At 68.0% G+C, this 18386-nt stretch carries 16 protein-coding genes; 12 read left to right on the top strand and 4 right to left on the bottom strand.

Going from position 1 to position 18386, the window contains the following annotated elements:
• The first annotated feature begins 141 nt into the window (after positions 1-141).
• From DMH01_RS05560 to DMH01_RS05550, 3 genes are all read left to right on the top strand, one after another.
• Positions 142-870, top strand: a complete 729-nt coding sequence (locus tag DMH01_RS05560; RefSeq protein ID WP_125673994.1) for a response regulator transcription factor — start codon at positions 142-144, stop codon at positions 868-870.
• Positions 867-2198 (top strand): ATP-binding protein, encoded by a 1332-nt coding sequence (locus DMH01_RS05555; RefSeq protein ID WP_125673993.1) that lies wholly within the window; start codon positions 867-869, stop codon positions 2196-2198. Before DMH01_RS05560 ends, DMH01_RS05555 begins: the two co-directional genes overlap by 4 nt.
• A 94-nt stretch (positions 2199-2292) precedes the next feature.
• Complete coding sequence (locus DMH01_RS05550; protein WP_125673992.1) at positions 2293-2685, top strand: (deoxy)nucleoside triphosphate pyrophosphohydrolase; 393 nt, start codon at positions 2293-2295, stop codon at positions 2683-2685.
• 83 nt (positions 2686-2768) lie between these two features.
• On the opposite strand, the gene trpS is transcribed toward DMH01_RS05550, so the two are convergent.
• Entirely contained in the window at positions 2769-3734 is a 966-nt protein-coding gene (gene trpS, locus DMH01_RS05545) for a tryptophan--tRNA ligase (RefSeq protein ID WP_125673991.1), read from the bottom strand.
• Positions 3735-4012: 278 nt separating this feature from the next.
• Here trpS and DMH01_RS05540 point away from each other — a divergent pair, with 278 nt between their 5' ends.
• Positions 4013-4312, top strand: coding sequence for a YciI family protein (locus DMH01_RS05540; RefSeq protein ID WP_125673990.1), 300 nt, complete (start codon positions 4013-4015; stop codon positions 4310-4312).
• Between the two features lie 7 nt (positions 4313-4319).
• On the opposite strand, the gene DMH01_RS42930 is transcribed toward DMH01_RS05540, so the two are convergent.
• Entirely contained in the window at positions 4320-4478 is a 159-nt protein-coding gene (locus tag DMH01_RS42930) for a hypothetical protein (RefSeq protein ID WP_007028942.1), read from the bottom strand.
• Positions 4479-4673: 195 nt separating this feature from the next.
• Between DMH01_RS42930 and typA the strand changes: the two genes are divergently transcribed.
• The 5 genes from typA to DMH01_RS05515 all read left to right on the top strand — a co-directional run bounded on the left by typA (position 4674) and on the right by DMH01_RS05515 (position 13124).
• A complete protein-coding gene (gene typA / locus DMH01_RS05535; protein ID WP_125673989.1) occupies positions 4674-6596 on the top strand; it encodes a translational GTPase TypA in 1923 nt (640 codons plus the stop codon).
• 603 nt (positions 6597-7199) lie between these two features.
• A complete protein-coding gene (locus DMH01_RS05530; protein WP_125674363.1) occupies positions 7200-8909 on the top strand; it encodes an ABC transporter family substrate-binding protein in 1710 nt (569 codons plus the stop codon).
• A 287-nt stretch (positions 8910-9196) separates the two neighbouring features.
• Positions 9197-11002 carry an ABC transporter family substrate-binding protein gene (locus DMH01_RS05525; RefSeq protein ID WP_125673988.1) on the top strand — a complete coding sequence of 602 codons (1806 nt, stop codon included), beginning with the start codon at positions 9197-9199 and terminating at the stop codon, positions 11000-11002.
• Between the two features lie 180 nt (positions 11003-11182).
• Positions 11183-12199 carry an ABC transporter permease gene (locus DMH01_RS05520; RefSeq protein WP_125674361.1) on the top strand — a complete coding sequence of 339 codons (1017 nt, stop codon included), beginning with the start codon at positions 11183-11185 and terminating at the stop codon, positions 12197-12199.
• Positions 12192-13124 (top strand): ABC transporter permease, encoded by a 933-nt coding sequence (locus tag DMH01_RS05515; RefSeq protein WP_125673987.1) that lies wholly within the window; start codon positions 12192-12194, stop codon positions 13122-13124. Before DMH01_RS05520 ends, DMH01_RS05515 begins: the two co-directional genes overlap by 8 nt.
• A 375-nt stretch (positions 13125-13499) precedes the next feature.
• Here the strand turns inward: DMH01_RS05515 and DMH01_RS05510 are convergent, their stop codons facing one another.
• The gene (locus tag DMH01_RS05510) at positions 13500-15281 is read right to left on the bottom strand and encodes an ABC transporter ATP-binding protein (RefSeq protein WP_199745368.1); all 1782 of its coding nucleotides are present in this window, start codon (positions 15279-15281) and stop codon (positions 13500-13502) included.
• Between the two features lie 158 nt (positions 15282-15439).
• Here DMH01_RS05510 and mshB point away from each other — a divergent pair, with 158 nt between their 5' ends.
• From mshB to DMH01_RS05495, 3 genes are read left to right on the top strand one after another with little or no spacing between them, the layout of a single operon-like run.
• The gene (gene mshB, locus DMH01_RS05505; RefSeq protein ID WP_125673986.1) at positions 15440-16282 is read left to right on the top strand and encodes an N-acetyl-1-D-myo-inositol-2-amino-2-deoxy-alpha-D-glucopyranoside deacetylase; all 843 of its coding nucleotides are present in this window, start codon (positions 15440-15442) and stop codon (positions 16280-16282) included.
• Positions 16279-16683: a hypothetical protein gene (locus DMH01_RS05500; RefSeq protein WP_125673985.1), complete on the top strand. Its 405-nt coding sequence runs from the start codon at positions 16279-16281 to the stop codon at positions 16681-16683. The genes mshB and DMH01_RS05500 overlap by 4 nt, the downstream gene beginning before the upstream one ends.
• Entirely contained in the window at positions 16676-17482 is an 807-nt protein-coding gene (locus tag DMH01_RS05495) for a hypothetical protein (protein WP_125673984.1), read from the top strand. Before DMH01_RS05500 ends, DMH01_RS05495 begins: the two co-directional genes overlap by 8 nt.
• Here DMH01_RS05495 and DMH01_RS05490 read toward each other — a convergent pair.
• Positions 17466-18227, bottom strand: a complete 762-nt coding sequence (locus DMH01_RS05490) for a site-2 protease family protein (protein ID WP_125674357.1) — start codon at positions 18225-18227, stop codon at positions 17466-17468. The genes DMH01_RS05495 and DMH01_RS05490 overlap by 17 nt on opposite strands.
• Positions 18228-18386 lie beyond the last annotated feature (159 nt).

Raw genomic sequence — 18386 nt, 5'->3', positions numbered from 1 at the left:
GTCTCTCCCTGTTTCCCCGAACCCCAGTGTGCTCGGGTCTTGGCGACAACGCTTCCCCGGAAACGCTGAGACACCACTCAGACTCCGCCGCCGGAGCTGAGATGGCGCTGAGAGGTCGCGCGTGAGCTGGTCGAAGCGTGAATGATGAGGGACGTGAAACCTCGAGTACTGGTGGTCGACGACGAGCCCGGCGTGCGCAAGGCGTTGCAGCGGGGGCTGCGCGCCGAGGACATGGACGTGGTCACGGCCGCCGACGGGCCCAGCGGCCTGCGGCTCGCGCAGACGGGTTCCTTCGACGTCGTGCTGCTCGACATCATGCTTCCCGGTCTTTCCGGGTATCGCGTGCTCGAACGCCTGCGCGCGCTCGGTGTCACCACGCCGGTGCTGATGATCTCCGCGAAGGACGGCGAGGTCGACCAAGCGGACGGCCTCGACCTCGGCGCCGACGGCTACCTCGTGAAACCGTTCTCGTTCGTCGTCCTGGTCGCGCAGGTGCGCGCGGTGCTGCGGCGGGCCTCGCCGGACGCCATCCGCGGGCCGCTGCGCATCGGCGCGCTCGAAGTCGACCGGAGCCTGCGACAGGTCCGCTACGACGGCGTCGAAGTGGCCTTCAGCCCTCGCGAGTTCGCGCTTCTGGAGGTGTTGGCCGGCCGCGCGGGAACGGTCGTCACCAAGGACGAGCTGCTGCGCGCCGTCTGGGGTGACGAGCAGGCCGCGACCCGGAACGTCGTCGAGGTCTACGTCGGTTACGTGCGCCGCAAACTCGACGCGGTCGGTGCGGGCGCGCTGGTCCGGACCGTGCGCGGGCACGGTTACCTGGCCTCGGACGCGCAGCTCGACGAAGTGATCGCCCCGGCGGGACAGGGGTGATCGGCTCGCCGTCTTGGTGGCGCCGCCGATCGCTGGAGGTCCGGATCACCCTGCTCACGGCCACCGTCACGCTCGGGTTCCTGCTCGGGCTGGCGGCGGTCGCGGGGGACAACCTCCAGCCGCTGCTCATCGGCTCGGTCGACGACGAGCTGAGCGCCCAGCTGAACACCGCGAAGGCCGACGTCGCCGCGGGGCGGACGCCGTCCGGAGCGGCGGTCACCGTCCGCGTCCTCGACACCGGCGGCGGCCCGGTGGACGGCCTGCCGCCCGCGAACCTCGGCCCCGCGGACGTCCGCGCGCTGAAAGCCGGCGAACCGGTCACGACCGGCGGAGAGCACAGCTGGCGCTGGGCGGGCACCGTGGTCACCGCTCCCGACGGGCAGCAACGGCTCGTCGTCGCGGGCGCGGGTCTGGTCGGCTTCGCGACCGCTGTGCACTCCGGCGGGTTGTGGCTGTTCGTGGTCGCGTCCGTCGGCGCGGTGGGCGCCGGGATCGCGACGTGGCTGCTGGTGCGGTTCGCGTTGCGGCCGGTGGCGCGGATGCGCGGGTCGGTGCGGGTGCTCCCGCCGGGCGCGCGGCTGCCGCTCCCGGACTCGCACGACGAACTCCGCGCGCTGGCGGAGGAGTTCAACGCGTTGCTGGCCAGGCAGGAGGAAGGTGCCGAACGGCTTCGCCGGTTCACCGGGGACGCCGCGCACGAGCTCCGGTCGCCGGTCGCGTCGATCCGCGTGCAGGCCGAGGTCGCGGTCGCCAATCCCGATCCCGACCTCTCGCAGGAGACGCTTTCCGACATCCTCGAGGAAGCGGAACGGCTCTCCGCGCTGCTCGACGGGTTGCTGGCGCTGGCGAGGTCGGACGCGGGGGAGGTCCCGCCCGCGGAACCCGTCGAGCTGGTGAGCGAGGTGCGGGCCGCGGTCGCGCGGATGCCCGCCGGCGCGCCGGAGATCCGGGTGAGCGGCACGGTCGGGGCCGCGTGGGCGCTGGCCACGCACGCCGAGGTCGAACTGGTGCTGAGCAACCTGCTTCGCAACGCCTGCCGGTACGCGCGGGGCCAGATCGTGGTGTCGGTGCTCGCGGCGCGGTCCACCGTGCGGGTGGTGGTCGACGACGACGGGCCGGGTATCGAGCCGGAACACCGGGAGCGGGTGTTCGACCGGTTCTACCGTGTGTCCGATTCGCGGGCCCGGTCGTCCGGCGGCACCGGGCTGGGCCTGGCGATGGTCGCGGAGGCCGTCCGGCGCCGAGGGGGCCGCGTCCGCGTCGGCGAGTCACCCGATGGCGGGGCGCGTTTCCAGGTCGTCTGGCAGGCGGCGCGGCCTGGCGCGTGACTTCGGCACACGGCGTGATTCGCGTGTCCAGGCGCGCAACTCGCGTGCTTGGAGGCGCAACTCGCGCCTTCACGCCCGGTCGTAGGGTGAGCGCGTGGTGATCGTGGGTGCCGCCCTCGTGCGGAACGGACAGTTGCTGGCGCAGCAGCGGGCTTGGCCGGCCGACCACGCCGGGCAATGGGAACTGCCGGGCGGGCGGGTCGAGGACGGCGAAAGCGACGAAGCCGCCTTGGCCCGTGAATGCCTGGAGGAGCTGGACGTCGCCGTCACGGTCGCGGGCCGGGTCGGCGACGACGTGCCGCTGCCGAAGGGGAAAGTGCTGCGGATCTACGCCGCGACGCTGGTCAGCGCCGCGGACGAGCCGCGGGCGGTGGAACACAAGGACGTCCGGTGGATCTCCGCGCGCGACCTCGACGACCTCGACTGGCTTCCCGCCGACCGCGTCCTCCTGCCCGCCTTGGCCGCGCTCCTGGCCGAGGAGAGCTGAAGGGGACTTTCCCCGCGTCTCATGCGGTGAAAGTCCCCTTCACCTCGTCTGATGCGGCGATGGGCCCCTTCAGCCCGCCTTGTTCAGCCGGCGCCGATGAGCCGCAGCGCGGACTGCAACCGGTGCTCACCCCGTTCCGCCGCCCGGACGGCACCCGCCTTGCGCACCCGTTCCAGCTCACCGGGGTCGGCCAGCAGCGCCAGCGCGCGATCCCGGACCGGCCGCAGCTCCTCGATCAGCGCCTCGGCGACGGCTTCCTTCACCTGGCCGTAGGAGTCGAACCGGTCGGCGAGGTCCTCGGGCTTCTCCCGGACGCACGCCGCGAGGATGTCCAGCAGGTTCGCCATCCCCGGCCGGGTTTCCGGCGCGTAGGCCGGTTTCGACCCGCCGTCGGTCTTCGCGCGTTTGACCTTCCGCCGGACCTGGTCGGGCTCGTCGAGGACGAAGACCACCCCGGCCTCTTCCTTCGTCGACTTGGACATCTTCCGCGTCGGCTCGGCCAAGTCCATGACCCGCGCGCCGGCGGGCGGCAGCACCGCCTTCGGCATGGTGAACACGTCGCCGTAGGTGGAGTTGAACCGCTTCGCCAGCGTTCGCGCCAGCTCGACGTGCTGCCGCTGGTCCTCGCCGACCGGGACCTCGTCCGCGCCCTGCAGCAGGATGTCCGCCGCCATCAGCACCGGATAGGTCAGCAGGGACAGCCGCACCCCGGCCCGGCCCTTCGACTTCTCCTTGAACTGGATCATCCTGGCGGCCTCGCCGTAGTTGCAGGTGCATTCCAGGACCCAGTTGAGGGCGCCCAGCTCGCGGGCTATGTCGGACTGCACGAACACGCGGTCCGGCTCGATCCCGGCCGCGATCAGCACGGCCAGCTGTTCGGAGGCCATCGAACGCAGCTTCGCGGGATTGTGCGCGTTCGTCATGGCGTGCAGGTCGGAGACGAAGTACAGGTCGTCCGGCCCGCCCTCGTCCGCCCAGCGCCGGATGGCCCCCAGGTGATTCCCGACGTGGACGTGGCCGGACGGGGTGATCCCGGACAACCTGATCATCTGCCTTCTTCCTTCCGGATTCGGGCCGCCCCAGGGTCCGGGCACGAAAAAGGCCGCCCGGTGGGGCGGCCTGGTGGTGCGCTCGTCTGGTTCAGCGCAGGACTTCGGGGCCGCCGGAGGGCGGCCACCACTGAGCGTTCTGCGCGCGCATGACCATGATCCTACCGCAACCGAAAAAGCAGGCGCGGATCACTCATTACGGGCACGTAGCGTCAACACTTCATATCGGCCGGGGCAGTACACCCGTCATATTGGCGATGCGGGTCTACCTTCGACTCATGTTTGTCGTCCTGTTGACCTACACAGCGCCCATCGAAGAAATCGACTATGTGCTCCCGGACCACGCGGACTGGCTGACCAAACAGTACGAGCACGGTAATTTCCTCGCCTCCGGCAGGCGCAACCCGCGCATCGGCGGCGTGCTCATCACCAAGCCCATGGCCAGGGGAAAGCTGGACGCGATCCTCGCGACCGACCCCTTCTCGGTCAAGCACATGGCCGCCTACGAGGTGATCGAGTTCTCGCCGACCAGGACCGCGCCGGAACTGCGGGCGATCAACGAGGCGGTGGTGCATTGACGATCTTCTAAGCGGCCTTCGCGATCTTCGTCTTCGCCTTTTTCAGGGCGAGGACGGGGCATTTGCCGCACCTCGACTTCGACCGGCAGCATTTCTTCTTGACCTTGCCGGACTTCATCCATTTGCGCACGAGCTTGTGCGGGTCGTCAGGTAGTTTCTTGCCCACGCGCGCTCCTTGTCCGACCGTGTCGGCGACCTCTACACGTTAGGTGAGCCTAACCGATCTTGGGGCGTGGGGCTGCTCACATCCGGGGTACCGGTATCCTGGTGTGGTCCGCGTATGGCCAAAGTCGGCCAGGCGTGTCTCGAACGCGCGAGCGTGGGCACCACACCCGAACTTGAAACCCTTTGGAGCCTTCGCGTGCCCGCAGCCAGCGCCACCGCAGTCGATGCCGGCCGCTCGTCCGGCAAGACCCGGCCCGACCTGCGCAACGTCGCCATCGTCGCACACGTCGACCACGGCAAGACGACCCTCGTCGACGCGATGCTCCGGCAGTCCGGCGCCTTCGAGGAACGCGCCGAACTCGTCGATCGCGTGATGGACTCCGGGGAGCTCGAGCGGGAAAAGGGCATCACCATTCTCGCGAAGAACACCTCCATCCGCCGCAAGACCGAAGAGGGCATGGTGACGATCAACGTCATCGACACCCCCGGTCACGCCGACTTCGGCGGCGAGGTCGAGCGCGGCCTGTCCATGGTCGACGGGGTGGTGCTGCTGGTCGACGCCAGCGAGGGCCCGCTCCCGCAGACCCGGTTCGTGCTGCGCAAGACCCTCGAAGCCGGTCTGCCGGTCATCCTGGTCGTCAACAAGACCGACCGGCCCGACGCCCGGATCTCCGAGGTCGTCGAAGAGACCCACGACCTCCTGCTCGACCTGGCCGGTGACATCGAGGACGCCGACCTCGACGCGATCCTCGACCTGCCGGTCGTCTTCGCCTCCGCGCGTGCGGGCAAGGCGAGCCTCGAGCAGCCCGCCGACGGCGCGGTGCCCGAGAGCGAAAGCCTCGACCCGCTGTTCGAGACCCTGATGCGCCACGTGCCGCCGCCCTTCGCCGACCGCGAAGGCCCGCTGCGCGCGCTGGTCACGAACCTCGACGCGTCCAACTTCCTCGGCCGGATCGCGCTGATCCGCATCCACTCCGGCAGCCTGCGCAAGGGCCAGACCGTGGCGTGGATGCGCGAGGACGGCACCATCCAGAACGTCCGCATCTCCGAACTGCTGGTCACCGAGGCGCTCACCCGCGTCCCGGCGACCGAGGCGAGCGCGGGCGAGCTGGTCGCCATCGCCGGTATCCCGGAGATCACCATCGGCGACACCCTCGCCGACGTCGAGAACCCGGAGGCGCTGCCCCGGATCGCCGTCGACGAGCCCGCCATCTCGATGACCATCGGTGTCAACACCTCGCCGCTGGCCGGCCGCAGCGGTGGCGACAAGGTCACCGCCCGCCTGGTGAAGGCGCGCCTTGACCAGGAGCTCATCGGTAACGTCAGCATCAAGGTGCTGCCGACCGAGCGCCCCGACACCTGGGAGGTCCAGGGCCGTGGCGAGCTGGCGCTGGCCATCCTCGTCGAGCAGATGCGCCGCGAGGGCTTCGAGCTGACCGTCGGCAAGCCGCAGGTGGTCACCAAGATGATCGACGGCAAGCTGCACGAGCCGTTCGAGCGCCTGTCGATCGACTCCCCGGAGGAGCACCTCGGCGGCATCACGCAGCTGCTGGCCGCCCGCAAGGGCCGCATGGAGCACATGGGCGGGCACGGCACCGGCCGCATCAAGCTCGACTACGTCCTGCCGGCGCGCGGCCTGATCGGCTTCCGCACCGACTTCCTCACCGAGACCCGCGGCACCGGGATCGCGAACCACGTGTTCGAGGGGTACTTCCCGTGGGCGGGCGAGATCCGCACCCGCCACTCCGGTTCGCTGGTCGCCGACCGGTCCGGCCCGATCACCGCGTACGCGATGATCCAGCTCGCCGACCGCGGCACCTTCTTCGTGGAGCCGGGCGCCGAGGTGTACGAGGGCATGGTCGTCGGCGAGAACCCGCGTGCCGAAGACCTCGACATCAACATCACCAAGGAGAAGAAGCTGACCAACATGCGTCAGTCCTCCGCCGACGTGATGGAGACGCTGGCCCGCCCGCGCAAGATGGGCCTGGAGGAGGCGCTGGAGTTCTGCTCCGTCGACGAGTGCGTCGAGGTCGCCCCCGACGTCGTCCGGATCCGCAAGGTCACGCTGGACGTCAACCAGCGCGCCAAGGAGCGCAACCGCAACAAGAACCGCGGCTGACCCCCGATCGTCCCGCGCCGGAGGGCGCCTGCTCACTCACCGTGAGTAGGCGCCCTCCGGCGTTTCCGGGTCCCAATGCGGTCACGCACCGTATTCGGGCAGGCGTTCTTCGTTAAAGAAAGGTCCTTTCCCGACAATTTCGAGGCAAAGCCGAACTCCTTTTCGGACGGTGTTCACAACACCGGAACACCCCGGACGGAACGGCGGCGGAGCGGCCCCGCGCGCCGGGCCGGGAACGCGGATCCGGGCGGGCGCGAAACAAAAGACCCTAATTGCGTCCGGATAGGACTCGCGGTCTCGATCGTTTCGGTCATCAATCGTGCGGTGGCGAACATTCCGGCGGCCGTTCCGGAATGTTCCGGGTTTGCGGAACCGATTGTGGAGCGAGCGCGCTTCGGCGCCGCCGAAAAGCCACGGCCCGGCAGGAACCCCGGGGGCCTCCCGGACGTCCACCGGAGGAGGACGGCATCCGGTCGGGCGACGACCGGGCCGATATGGGAATCTCGCTGCCGAGGCCATGGCGCGCGTGATAGCTCTATGGCGACCAGGCGAGGGACAAACCGGGAGGATCAAGGCGTGCGGTCACCGACCACAGCGGCGTCCATGCTGGCGTGCGCGGCCGTGCTCCTCGCCGCCTGCAGCAACACCCCGCCCCCGCCCGTGGTCAGCTCCTCGGCCTCCCCGGTGAGCACGTCGACCACGAAGACGCCTTCGCAGGTGGTCGTGGGTGTCGACGACGTCCTCGGCGGCTACAACCCGCACAACCTCGCCGACGCTTCCCAGGTCACGTCGGCGCTTTCGCAGCTGCTGCTCCCGTCGGTGTTCCGCCCGAAGGACGACGGCAGCTTCGAGCTGGACAAGAACCTGATGAAGTCCGCCGAGGTCGTCTCGCAGCAGCCGTTCACGGTCGCGTACACGATCCGCCCGGACGCCTCCTGGTCCGACAGCGCGCCGATCGCCGCCGAGGACTTCGCCTATCTCCGCGAGGCGATGCGCGACCAGCCGGGCGTCATCGGGGCCGCCGGCTACCGGCTGATCTCGGACATCCAATCGCGTGAAGGCGGCAAGCGGGTCGAGGTCACCTTCGCGAAGCCGTATCCGGGCTGGCAGACGCTCTTCGGCAACCTCCTGCCCGCGCATCTGCTCAAGGACGCCCCGAACGGGTGGCAGGGCGCGCTGGCGACGACATTCCCGGCGGTCGGCGGCCCGTACTCCATCAAGGGCCTCGACACGGCGCGCGGAGAGATCACCCTGGAGCGCAACGAGCGCTATTGGGAGAAACCCTCCGCCCTCGACCGGATCGTGCTCCGTGCGGCCGATCAGGACGGCACACTGGCCGCCCTGCGCAGCGGCAACGACCAGTTCGCGATGACGAGGACCGACGGCACCGGCCTCAAACGGCTCGGCGAGCTCGGCTCGGCCGTCCAGCTGCACACGGTCGCGCGCCCCACGGTCGCGCAGATCCTCCTGCGGCCGGTGAGCTCGACGCTGTCGGATCCCCAGGTGCGCGAAGGGGTCACCGCGCTGATCGACCGCGGCAAGCTGATCACCGAGGCGACCGACGGCGGCCCGTCCGACAAGCTCCGCGCCGACGCGCAGGTCCGCGTCCCGTCGGCACCCGGTTTCCAGCCGACGATCCCGGCCCCTGGGCCGCCGTCGGCGGCGGATCCCGCCAAGGGCGAGGAACTGCTCAAATCCGCCGGATACACCAAGGAAGCGGGCACCTGGCGGAAGAACGGGAAGAACCTTTCGCTGGTCGTGGCCTCGCCCGCCAAACAGGAGCCGTACGCGACGATCGCCAAGGAGCTGACGGCGCAACTGGTGGCCGCGGGGATCGAGGTCAACGCGATCGCTCCGCAGCCGAGGGAGCTCTTCTCGACGATGCTGGCCATGCCGGTGCTCAACGGGGTCCAGCAGACGACGCCGGAGGGCGCGGGCAACGTCGGCATCGACATCGCGGTGATCGGCCAGGTCACCGGCGGCGCGGACGTCGCTTCGGTGCTGGCGTCCACCTTCGGCTGCCGCCCCGATCAGCTCACCGACAAGACCAAGGCCGTCGTCCCCGGCAACCCGCTGGGCTTCTGCGATCCGGCGCTGCAGGCTTCGATCGACGCCGCGCTGACCGGCGCCACCCCGGTGGCCGACACGCTTTCGGCCCTGGAACCGGAATTGTGGCGTCGGAATGTTGCCATTCCGTTGTTCCAGCTGGCCGATACCCTGGCCATCGGCTCTGGTATTTCCGGAGTAACCGCTGGTCCTCCTATGGTGGGCCCTTTCGGGTCCGCGGTGAACTGGACACGGGGTCCGAAGTAGCCGTTTCGAGTCCGAGCCGGACCCTGGAGGGTGACCTTTCCCGGCACGTTCGAGTGGTGGACTGATTCCTCAAGGTAACCACTGTATTTCTTGATGTCAGCCGCAAGTTACCCTTTGGTCACGATCGCCCCGGAACTGGTGACTGTTCGTGCATTTCCTTTCTAGCGTGCACCCGCAGTGCGCCAAATGAGTGTTGCTTGGCGTGTCATAAGCTCCGGGCCATCTCACCGGAGCGGTGTGGGGTCCTGTTCCGATCTCAGGAACCCAGTGCTAGGAGGGCACACTTCATGAGGAAGTCCAAGGCAGTCTCCGCCTGGTCGCTGGTCGCGGCCTCCGCGCTTGTGCTGAGCGCATGCAGCGGTGGCGACAGCGGCAGTACCGACCCGAACGGGTCGTCGACCGACATCAAGAGCATGGCGACCGGCAAGGCGCAGAACGGCGAAAACTTCAAGCTCGCGGACACCCCGGGGTACGAAGGCACCGTCACGGTGGGTATCGACGACGGGTACTCGGGCTACAACAACGACACGCCCGACACCAACACGTCGTACAACACCTACATCCTGACCGCCGTGCTCGCGGGCGCCGACGTGCTCGACGGCAACAACAAGGTGCTGCTGAACAACGACGTGTTCGACTCCTGGGAGGTCACCTCCAAGTCGCCGCAGACCGTCGTCTACAAGATCAAGCCGAACGTCAAGTGGTCGGACAACGAGGCGTTCGACTGCGACGACATGTACCTGTCGTGGCTTGCGCACTCCGGCAAGGCGAAGACCTCCGACGGCAAGCAGGCCTTCCTCGCCGCTTCGACGACCGGCTACCAGCTGATCGACCAGGCGACCTGCAAGGACGACCTGACCTTCGAGACCCGGTACACCGAGCCGTACCTGGACTACAAGGGTCTGTTCAACTCGACCGCGATCATGCCCGCGCACATCGTCGAGAAGAACTCGGGCGTCGCCGACATCACCAAGCTGACCCCGACCAGCGACGCGGCCCAGCTGGCGAAGGCCGGTGACTTCTGGACCAACGGGTTCAAGGGCTTCAAGGCCGACGTCATGCCGGCTTCGGGTCCGTACAAGATCACCGCGTTCGACGCCAACCAGAAGGCCGTCACGCTCGAGAAGAACCCGAACTGGATCGGTGGCAAGGGTGGCCCCTCCAAGATCGTCGTGAAGGCGATGGAGGACACCAAGGCCATGGCGACCGCGCTGCAGAACGGTGAGATCGACATCGCCGCTTCGACCCAGCCGGACGCCACCGCGGCGAACACCATGAAGGGCCTCGCCGCCCAGGGCATCACCTACGGTTCGGCCTCGCAGCTGACCTTCGAGCACATCGACCTCAACTACAAGCGCATGTTCAAGGACAAGGACCTGCGCAAGGCGTTCTTCGAGGTCGTCAACCGCCAGGAGATCACCGACAAGCTGCTGAAGGAGGTCCAGGCCGACGCGACCCCGCTGAACAGCATCGTGTTCATGCCGGGCGAGCAGGGCTTCAAGGACCTGTACAGCAGCAAGGCCGGTCTGGGCGCCGAGGCCGCGGCCAAGACGCTGACCGACGCCGGCTGGGTCAAGGGTGGCGACGGCATCTTCGCCAAGAACGGCCAGCGCGCGTCGTTCAAGATCTCGCACAACCAGAACACCCGCCGTCAGCAGACCGTCGAGATCATCATCTCGCAGGCCAAGGCCGCCGGTATCGAGATCACGGACGACCAGGACGCCAACTTCCTGAAGGGTGGCCGTCTCGCGGCCAGCGACTACGACGCCGCGCTCTTCGGCTGGTCCGCCGCTCCGTTCAAGGCCGAGCAGAAGTCGATCTACATCACCCGTGTCGACGACAGCAGCCAGAACTACCAGGGCCTGTCGAACCCGACGATCGACTCGTCCTTCGAGGCGGCCGTGAAGGCCACCGACGAGGCCGTGCAGCTGGAGAACTACCAGAAGGCAGACCAGGCGATCGCGGACGAGTACGCGACGCTGCCGCTGTTCCAGACCCCGTCCATGTGGGCGTTCAAGGGCATCGACCGCACTTACATGCAGTCGTACAACGGTGTCCTGTGGAACGTCGGTGAGTGGGAGCAGAAGAAGTAGGGCTTCCGCCCCGCTTTTTCACCACTCGCTTACGCGATCCTGGTGGTACGGGGTCCGGCCACAAGCCGGGCCCCGTACCCGCCGGAAGTAGCTGTTGACCGTAGGGTTACCGCCACTACGGTGGACAACCGGGCAGCGGTCCAGCACTTCGGCGGCCAGGCCCGGATGAGGAGCAGTTCGTTGAACCTGGTGATCTACATTCTTCGCCGTCTGGCGATATCGATTCCCGTCCTGCTGGTCGGGACTTTCCTGTGTTTCGTCATGGTCGCCGGCACCGGTGACCCGCTCGCCGAGATGAAGAGCAACCCGGCCATGAGCAAGGAAGCCATCGCGCAGATGGCCTCGCAGCTCGGCCTGGACCAGAGCATCGTGCCCCGGTACTTCACTTGGCTCGGCAACTTCGTCACCGGCGACTGGGGCGTTTCCATCGCACAGGGCAACGCGCAGGCCCCGGTGTTCCCGAAGGTCATGGCCGCGTTCGAGGTCACCTTGAAGCTCGTCGTCGGCGCCGAGATCCTCGCGCTCGTGCTCGGCGTCCTCGTCGGTGTGGTCGCGGCGGTCAAGCAGTACTCGATCATCGACTACATCGCCACCACGCTGGCCTTCCTGCTGTTCTCGATGCCGATCTTCTGTGTCGCCATCGTGCTCAAGCGCTACGCGATCGAGTTCAACGGCTGGGTCCGCGACCTGGGACTGTCCGATGTGCTCGGTAACCCGTGGATCCGCACCACGAGCCCGGAATCGCTGAATTTCGACGGTCCAGGCGGTTTCCTCGCCAGTTACGTCGGCGCGTATCTGCTGCCGACGCTGTCCATCATGGCGATCAGCTTCGCCGCGTACAGCCGGTTCCAGCGCGCTTCGATGCTGGAGACGCTGAACGCGGACTACGTGCGGACCGCGCGTGCCAAGGGACTCGCCAACGGCCGGGTCATCTTCCGCCACGCCTTCCGGAACGCGCTCATCCCGGTGACCACGCTGTTCTCCGTCAACTTCGGTGCCGTGCTCTCGGGCGCGATCATCACCGAGACGGTGTTCAACTGGAATGGCATGGGCAAGCTGCTCGTCGAAGCCGTGACCAAGAGCGACACGCAGGTGATGATGGGGTGGCTGGTGCTCATCGCCAGCAGCATCATCGTCGCCAACCTGATCGCCGACCTGATGTACGGCATCCTGGACCCGAGGATTCGCGTTGGCTGACTTGAACTCCCTTATCGCGGCGGAAGGTTCCAAGCCCGCCGATGGCACGCTTCCGCCCGAGGCGCTGCCCGAGCCGCAGAGTCAGGGCAAGCTGGTCCTGCGCAAGTTCCTGCGGCACAAGCTGGCGATGATCTGCACGGCGGTCCTGCTGCTGCTCGTGCTCACCGTGCTGATCATGCCGATCTTCTGGCCCTACAGCTACGAAGACAGTTCCTTCCCGTCCTTCGCCAAGCCCAGCTCGGAGTACCCGCTCGGCACGACGCAGGTCGGCAAGGAAATGGTGTCGCAGATCCTGCGCGGCACCCAGTACTCGCTGCTGATCGCGCTCATCGTGTCGCTGGTCGCCACCACCATCGGCACCGTTTTCGGTGCCATGGCGGGGTACCTCCGCGGCTTCACCGACTCGGCGATCTCCCGCGTGACGGACCTGTTCCTGATCGTCCCGCAGATCGCGGCCGCGGCCATCCTGGCCAAGGTGTTCGGCGGCGGTACCTGGTACATCGTCGCGATGGTGCTGGCGGCCTTCGGCTGGATGCCGATCGCCCGTATCGCCAGGGCCGAGTCGATGTCGCTGTCCCAGCGCGAGTTCGTGGACGCCGCCCGCGCGTCCGGCGCCGGGACGTTCCACATCGTGTTCAAGCACCTGGTGCCGAACATGGTCGGCCTCATCACGGTCAACGCGACCCTCGCGATCGCGCAGGCCGTGCTGATCGAGGCGGCACTGTCGTTCATCGGGCTCGGGGTGCAGCTGCCGGACACTTCGCTCGGCCGCGTCATCCTCGAGAACTACGCGCAGCTCCAGGCGCGGCCGGCGCTGTTCTTCGGCCCGTTCGTCGTGCTGGTGCTGATCTCGCTGACGATCAACTTCATCGGTGACGGCCTGCGGGACGCTTTCGACCCGCGGCAGCGCCGCCAGAAGGCGTAAGGCCCTCTTCAGCGCGTGAAGGCCCCCTTCCCTCGGCTCAGCCGAGGGAAGGGGGCCTTCACGCGCTTCAGGCCCGGAGCGGCGTTCGTGCACCGTGCCAGGTGTCGCGAAAGCCACTTTCGGGACATCAGACGTCGCGAAAGTGGCTTTCGCGACACGCTGTCAGGTCCCCCTAGCGGGAGGCGTAACTCGCGTGATCAGAGGCGTAACTCGCGTGCTTGGAGGCGTAACTCTCACATCCGGCCGGGAGACACGCGAGTTACGCGCTCAATCACGCGAGTTACGCCTCCAGACACGCGAGTGTCGTCCAGATGCACAAAGGCCCCCTTCACCGCGTCCAGCGCGGCGAAGGGGGCCTTCGCGTATCTCTGAGGCTCAGTCGGCCACCGGGGCCAGCTTGCCCGCCTCCCAGGCCGCACGCCGCTCGGCCTGCAGCACCGGGTCCGCGACCGGAGCGGCCGACAGCAGACGACGGGTGTAGTCCTCACGCGGCGAGTGCAGCACCTGGTCACGCGTGCCGACCTCGACCAGCTTGCCGTGCTGCATCACCGCGACGCGGTCGGCCAGCAGGTCGACGACGGCGAGGTCGTGGCTGATGAACAGGCAGGCGAACTGCAGCGAGCGCTGCAGGTCCAGGAACAGGTCCAGCACGCGCGCCTGCACCGACACGTCCAGCGCCGAGGTCGGCTCGTCCGCGATCAGCAGCGCCGGGTCGAGCGACAGCGCCCGGGCGATGGCGACGCGCTGGCGCTGGCCGCCGGACAACTCGTGCGGGTACCGGTTGCGGTAGTGGCCGCCGAGCTCGACCTTGTCCAAAAGGGACGCCACACGCTCGTTCAGGGCCTTGCCCTGCAGGAACTTGTGCAGCACCATCGGCTCGGCGATCGATTCGCCGATGGTCATCTTCGGGTCCAGTGTGGACGCCGGGTCCTGGAACACGATCGAGAAGTACCGGCGCAGCGGGCGCAGGTCCTTGTTCGACATGTTCGTGATGTCCTTGCCCGCGATCGACACGGTGCCCGCGGTCGGGGTCAGCAGGCGGATCGCGCAGCGGCCGACGGTCGACTTGCCGGAACCGGACTCGCCGACCAGGCCGACGATCTCACCCTTGGCGATGCTCAGCGAGACGTCGTCCACCGCGCGGTTCTTCGCCTGGCCGCGACGGCCGGGGTACTCCAGCACGAGGTTCTTGATCTCGAGCGCCGGGGCGTCGGCCTCGATCACGGCCTCCAGCTCGGCGTCGGCGAGCCGGATCTCTTCGGCGATCTTCGAGGCCTCGTCGCTGTCGGCGTCGATGCCGGAGTCGTCGAGCAGGCGGCGGCCTTCCGGCCGCTGGCCGAGCACGGGGACCGCGGCGAGCAGCTTGCGGGTGTACTCCTGCGACGGCGACGCGAACAGGTCGCGCACCGGCGCCTCTTCGACGATGTTGCCCTGGTACATCACGACCACGCGGTCGGCGAGGTCGGCGACCACACCCATGTCGTGCGTGATCAGCACGATCGCGGTGTTGAGGGTGTCGCGCAGCTTGCGCAGCAGGCCAAGGATCTCCGCCTGCACGGTGACGTCGAGCGCCGTGGTCGGCTCGTCGGCGATGATGACCTTCGGGTCGCACGAGATCGCCATCGCGATGACGACGCGCTGCCGCAGACCACCGGAGAGCTGGTGCGGGTACTGCTTGAAGCGCAGCGGCGGGTTCGGGATGCCGACCATCTCCAGCAGCTCGATGGCGCGCTTGTCGGCGGCTTCCTTCGAGATGTCCTGGTGCGAGCGGAGCGCCTCGCGCAGCTGCCAGCCGACGGTGTAGACCGGGTTCAGCGCGGTCATCGGCTCCTGGAAGATCATCGCGACCTGGTTGCCGCGGATCTTCTGGAGGTCCTTCTCCTTGAGGTCGGCCAGGTTGCGGTCGCCGAGCCGGAGCTCGCCCGCGATCCGGCTCGTCTTCGGGAGCAGCCCGAGCACCGACATCGAGGTCACCGACTTGCCGGAACCGGACTCGCCGACCACCGCGACGATCTCACCCGGCTTGACGTCGAAACCGATGCCCTTGACGGCGTCGACCACGCCTTCGTCGGTCGGGAACGAGACGCTCAGGTCGGAGATGGACAGAACCGAACCCGACACGCCGCCGAGGTCCGACGATGCTGCTTCAGTGCTCACCAAGATGCCCTTCGTGGGGGTACATATGGTCACGGCGCAATGCCCGTGACTCGCGCGAGGATAACCGAGAGTCGCCCGACTAAGGTCGGTGCTCTCCGGCTTCCGTTCCCGACACCCTATAAAGGAAAGCGCGCCGTGTTCGAATTAGTCTTCAAGCCGTGATCTCCGATCTGCCCAAATTGCTGCTCGTACACGCCCATCCGGACGACGAGAGCATCACCACCGGTGGCACCATCGCGCGTTACGCCGCCGAAGGCGCCGAAGTGACCGTCGTCACGTGCACGCTCGGTGAGGAAGGCGAGGTCATCCCGCCGTCCCTCGACGGTCTCGGTTCGTGGGCTTCGGACCAGCTCGGCGGCTACCGCGCGGGCGAGCTGGCGTCGGCCTGCGCGGCGCTGGGTGTCACCCGGCACCGGTATCTCGGCGGGATCGGCCGCTGGCGTGACTCGGGCATGGCCGGGACGCCGTCCGCGGCCCATCCGCGCGCGTTCTCCGGCGGCGACCTCGACGAACAGGCGGCGCAGCTCGCCGAGATCCTCGACGAGGTCCGGCCCCAGGTCGTCGTCACGTATGACGCCTTCGGGGGTTACGGGCATCCGGACCACATCCGCGCGCACGAGGTCACGATGGCCGCGGCGCCGAAGGCCGCGTCGGTCGAGCGGGTCTTCCACACGGTTTCTTCCCGCGACGCCGTCGCAGCGGGCCTCGCCGCGCTGCGCGGACGCTCTCCGTTCCGGGTCCCCGAAGACGGCGAACTGCCGGTGACGCCGGACGAGACCATCACGACCGTCGTCGACGTCGGCGCGCACATCCCGGCGAAGGCGGCCGCGCTCCGGGCGCACGAGACCCAGGTCAGCGTGCCCGCTCCACCGCATCTCGCGGATCACTTCGCGCTGAGCAACGACATCGCGCAGCCGATCACCCCGAACGAGTACTTCGTGCTCGCGCACGGGCCTGCCGAGGGCGCCGCGGCCGATCTGTTCGGGGGACTCGCGAGGTGAACCCGCCGCTCACCTCGCGGCAGCGTCTGCTGCTGGCCTTGCTGACCTTCGACGCGTTCCTGCTCGGGCTGCTCGAACTGTTCTTCCTGCCGCTCCGGCTCGACGGGATCGTGCTGCCGAAGCTCGGGGACGCGCCCATGCCGGTGACCGTGGTGCTCGCGGTGATCACCACTCCGCTCCTGGTGCGGACGACCGCGAAAGTGGTGCGGCCCTCCTTTTCGGTGATTCCGCTGCTCGTCTGGGTACTAGTCGTACTCGTGATGGGCGTGACCGGTCCCGGTGGTGATCTGGTGCTGATACAGGACTGGCGGGCCTTGCTGCTGATCGGCGGCGGGGCGCTGCCGGGAGCACTGGCGCTGGGTGGCGGTCTCGGCAGGGCGAAGGGAGCTAGCAGTGGGTGAAGCGATTTCGGACCGTCAGGTCGTGGCGGTGCTGCGGCCGTTCGTCCGCGCCTGCGGGCCGATGGTCGACGCGCTGCGTGACGCGGATCCGTTCGGTCTCCAGGCCAGGGGGCGCAGGCACGAGGACCTCGACGGCGTCGAGCCCGGGCTGAAGGACAAGCTGCTCAACGGGATCACCTCGGTCAAGGTGCCCGGCACGGCGGCGTGGGCCGAGATGTCGAACTACCAGCGGACGGACTGGTGGGTGAACCGGGTCGGCCGCTTCACCGCGCTGATCACCGCGATCCCCGGTCTCGGCGGCGCGCTGGCCGACCGGTTGCCCGTGCAGGACGCGCTCGGTTCGGCGGCGCAGGGCGTGTTGCTGTGCGCGATCGCGGGGGAGTACGGCGTGACGGACGTCGGCGCCCGCGTCCGGCTGATCGCGTGGGTCCTTTTCGAACGCGACATCGATCCGGTGATCGCGGCGGGCAAACACGCCGAACACGACAAGGCCGCCGAAGACGACGAAGCGGCGAAGCTCACCGAAGAACTCGACGACGCGAAGAAGAAGCACGGCAAGATCACCCTGAAGGCGGCCGCCGGCACGCTGTGGCGCCTCGGCCGGGGTCTGCTCGGCATCGTCGACGAACTGGAGAAGCGGCCTCGCGGCCGTCTTTTCCACCGTGCGCTCGGGAAGCTGCCGGTCGTCGGCATGGCGGGCGACTACCTCGGCGAGCGGTCCGGCCTCAAACGCGTCTGGAAGCGGGCGCACGAATGGTTCACCGAGCACCCTGACGGCGAGCTCACTTCCAGAACATGAACGCGTCTTGTCCGTATTGGGCAGCGAGCGTGAACCCTCCGACGGAGTCGAAGACCGCGTAGGACACATTCCAGAACACGCCGCTGGCTCCGGGGATGGCGATCAGCACGGCGAACAGCGCCAGCGGTGCCCACGGCCGGGCCTTCGCGCCGAACTCGCGCGCCCCGGGCGAAAGGTACGGCTCGATCGCGCCCCAGCCGTCGAGGCCGGGGATCGGCAGGATGTTCAGGATGAACGTGACGATCTGAAGCAGCGCCAGGAACGAAAGCCCGATCACGAGCCCGCTCGCCATCGGCACGAGCGCGATGACGAGGGTCAGCGCGACACCGACGCCGAGGTTGCTCAGCGGTCCGGCGAGCGAAACCCACGACTGGACCCCGCGTGACCGCAGGCGTCCGTGTTCGATCCAGACCGCGCCGCCCGGCAGCGGGATGCCGCCGATGACGAGGAATACCAACGGCAGGACGATGGACAGGATCGGATCCGTGTATTTCCGGACGTCCATGGACAGGTAACCCTTGTGGGCGACGCTGTGGTCACCACCGCGGAAGGCGACGACGGCGTGGCCGAATTCGTGGAGCGTCAGTGACGCCACCCAGCCGCCGATGACGAGCAGGATCACGCCGATGGTGATGAGCGGGTCGTAGTCCTGCCGGGAAATCGTGGTCGTGTCGCCGAAAGCCGCCAGTACACCGCCCAGGACGGTGACCGCGAGGATGCCGAGGAAGATCGGGCTTGGCCGCACTGCTGATCTCTGCACCCCTCCAGTCTTCCGTATGCCCGATGTGAAGTTCTCGGCGTGTCCCCTTGCGCTTCTACGCGCGGGTATCCCCCGAACTCGCTACTCCGCTTGACCTGACCGCACTACACGGGTGTAATCACAGTGATGTCATTCGTCGCTGGA

This window comes from Amycolatopsis sp. WAC 04182, assembly GCF_003947465.1.
GTDB lineage: Bacteria > Actinomycetota > Actinomycetes > Mycobacteriales > Pseudonocardiaceae > Amycolatopsis.
The sequence above is the reverse complement of the archived record's forward strand: the minus strand, read 5'-3'. Positions and strand labels throughout refer to the sequence as shown.

What these genes read in the sequence shown, in the direction of transcription:
- DMH01_RS05525 (WP_125673988.1), top strand. Translation starts at nt 9,197, where the DNA reads ATGAGGAAGTCCAAGGCAGTCTCCGCCTGGTCGCTGGTCGCGGCCTCC.
- DMH01_RS05560 (WP_125673994.1), top strand. Translation starts at nt 142, where the DNA reads ATGATGAGGGACGTGAAACCTCGAGTACTGGTGGTCGACGACGAGCCC.
- trpS (WP_125673991.1), bottom strand. Translation starts at nt 3,734, where the DNA reads ATGATCAGGTTGTCCGGGATCACCCCGTCCGGCCACGTCCACGTCGGG.
- DMH01_RS05530 (WP_125674363.1), top strand. Translation starts at nt 7,200, where the DNA reads ATGCTGGCGTGCGCGGCCGTGCTCCTCGCCGCCTGCAGCAACACCCCG.
- DMH01_RS05540 (WP_125673990.1), top strand. Translation starts at nt 4,013, where the DNA reads ATGTTTGTCGTCCTGTTGACCTACACAGCGCCCATCGAAGAAATCGAC.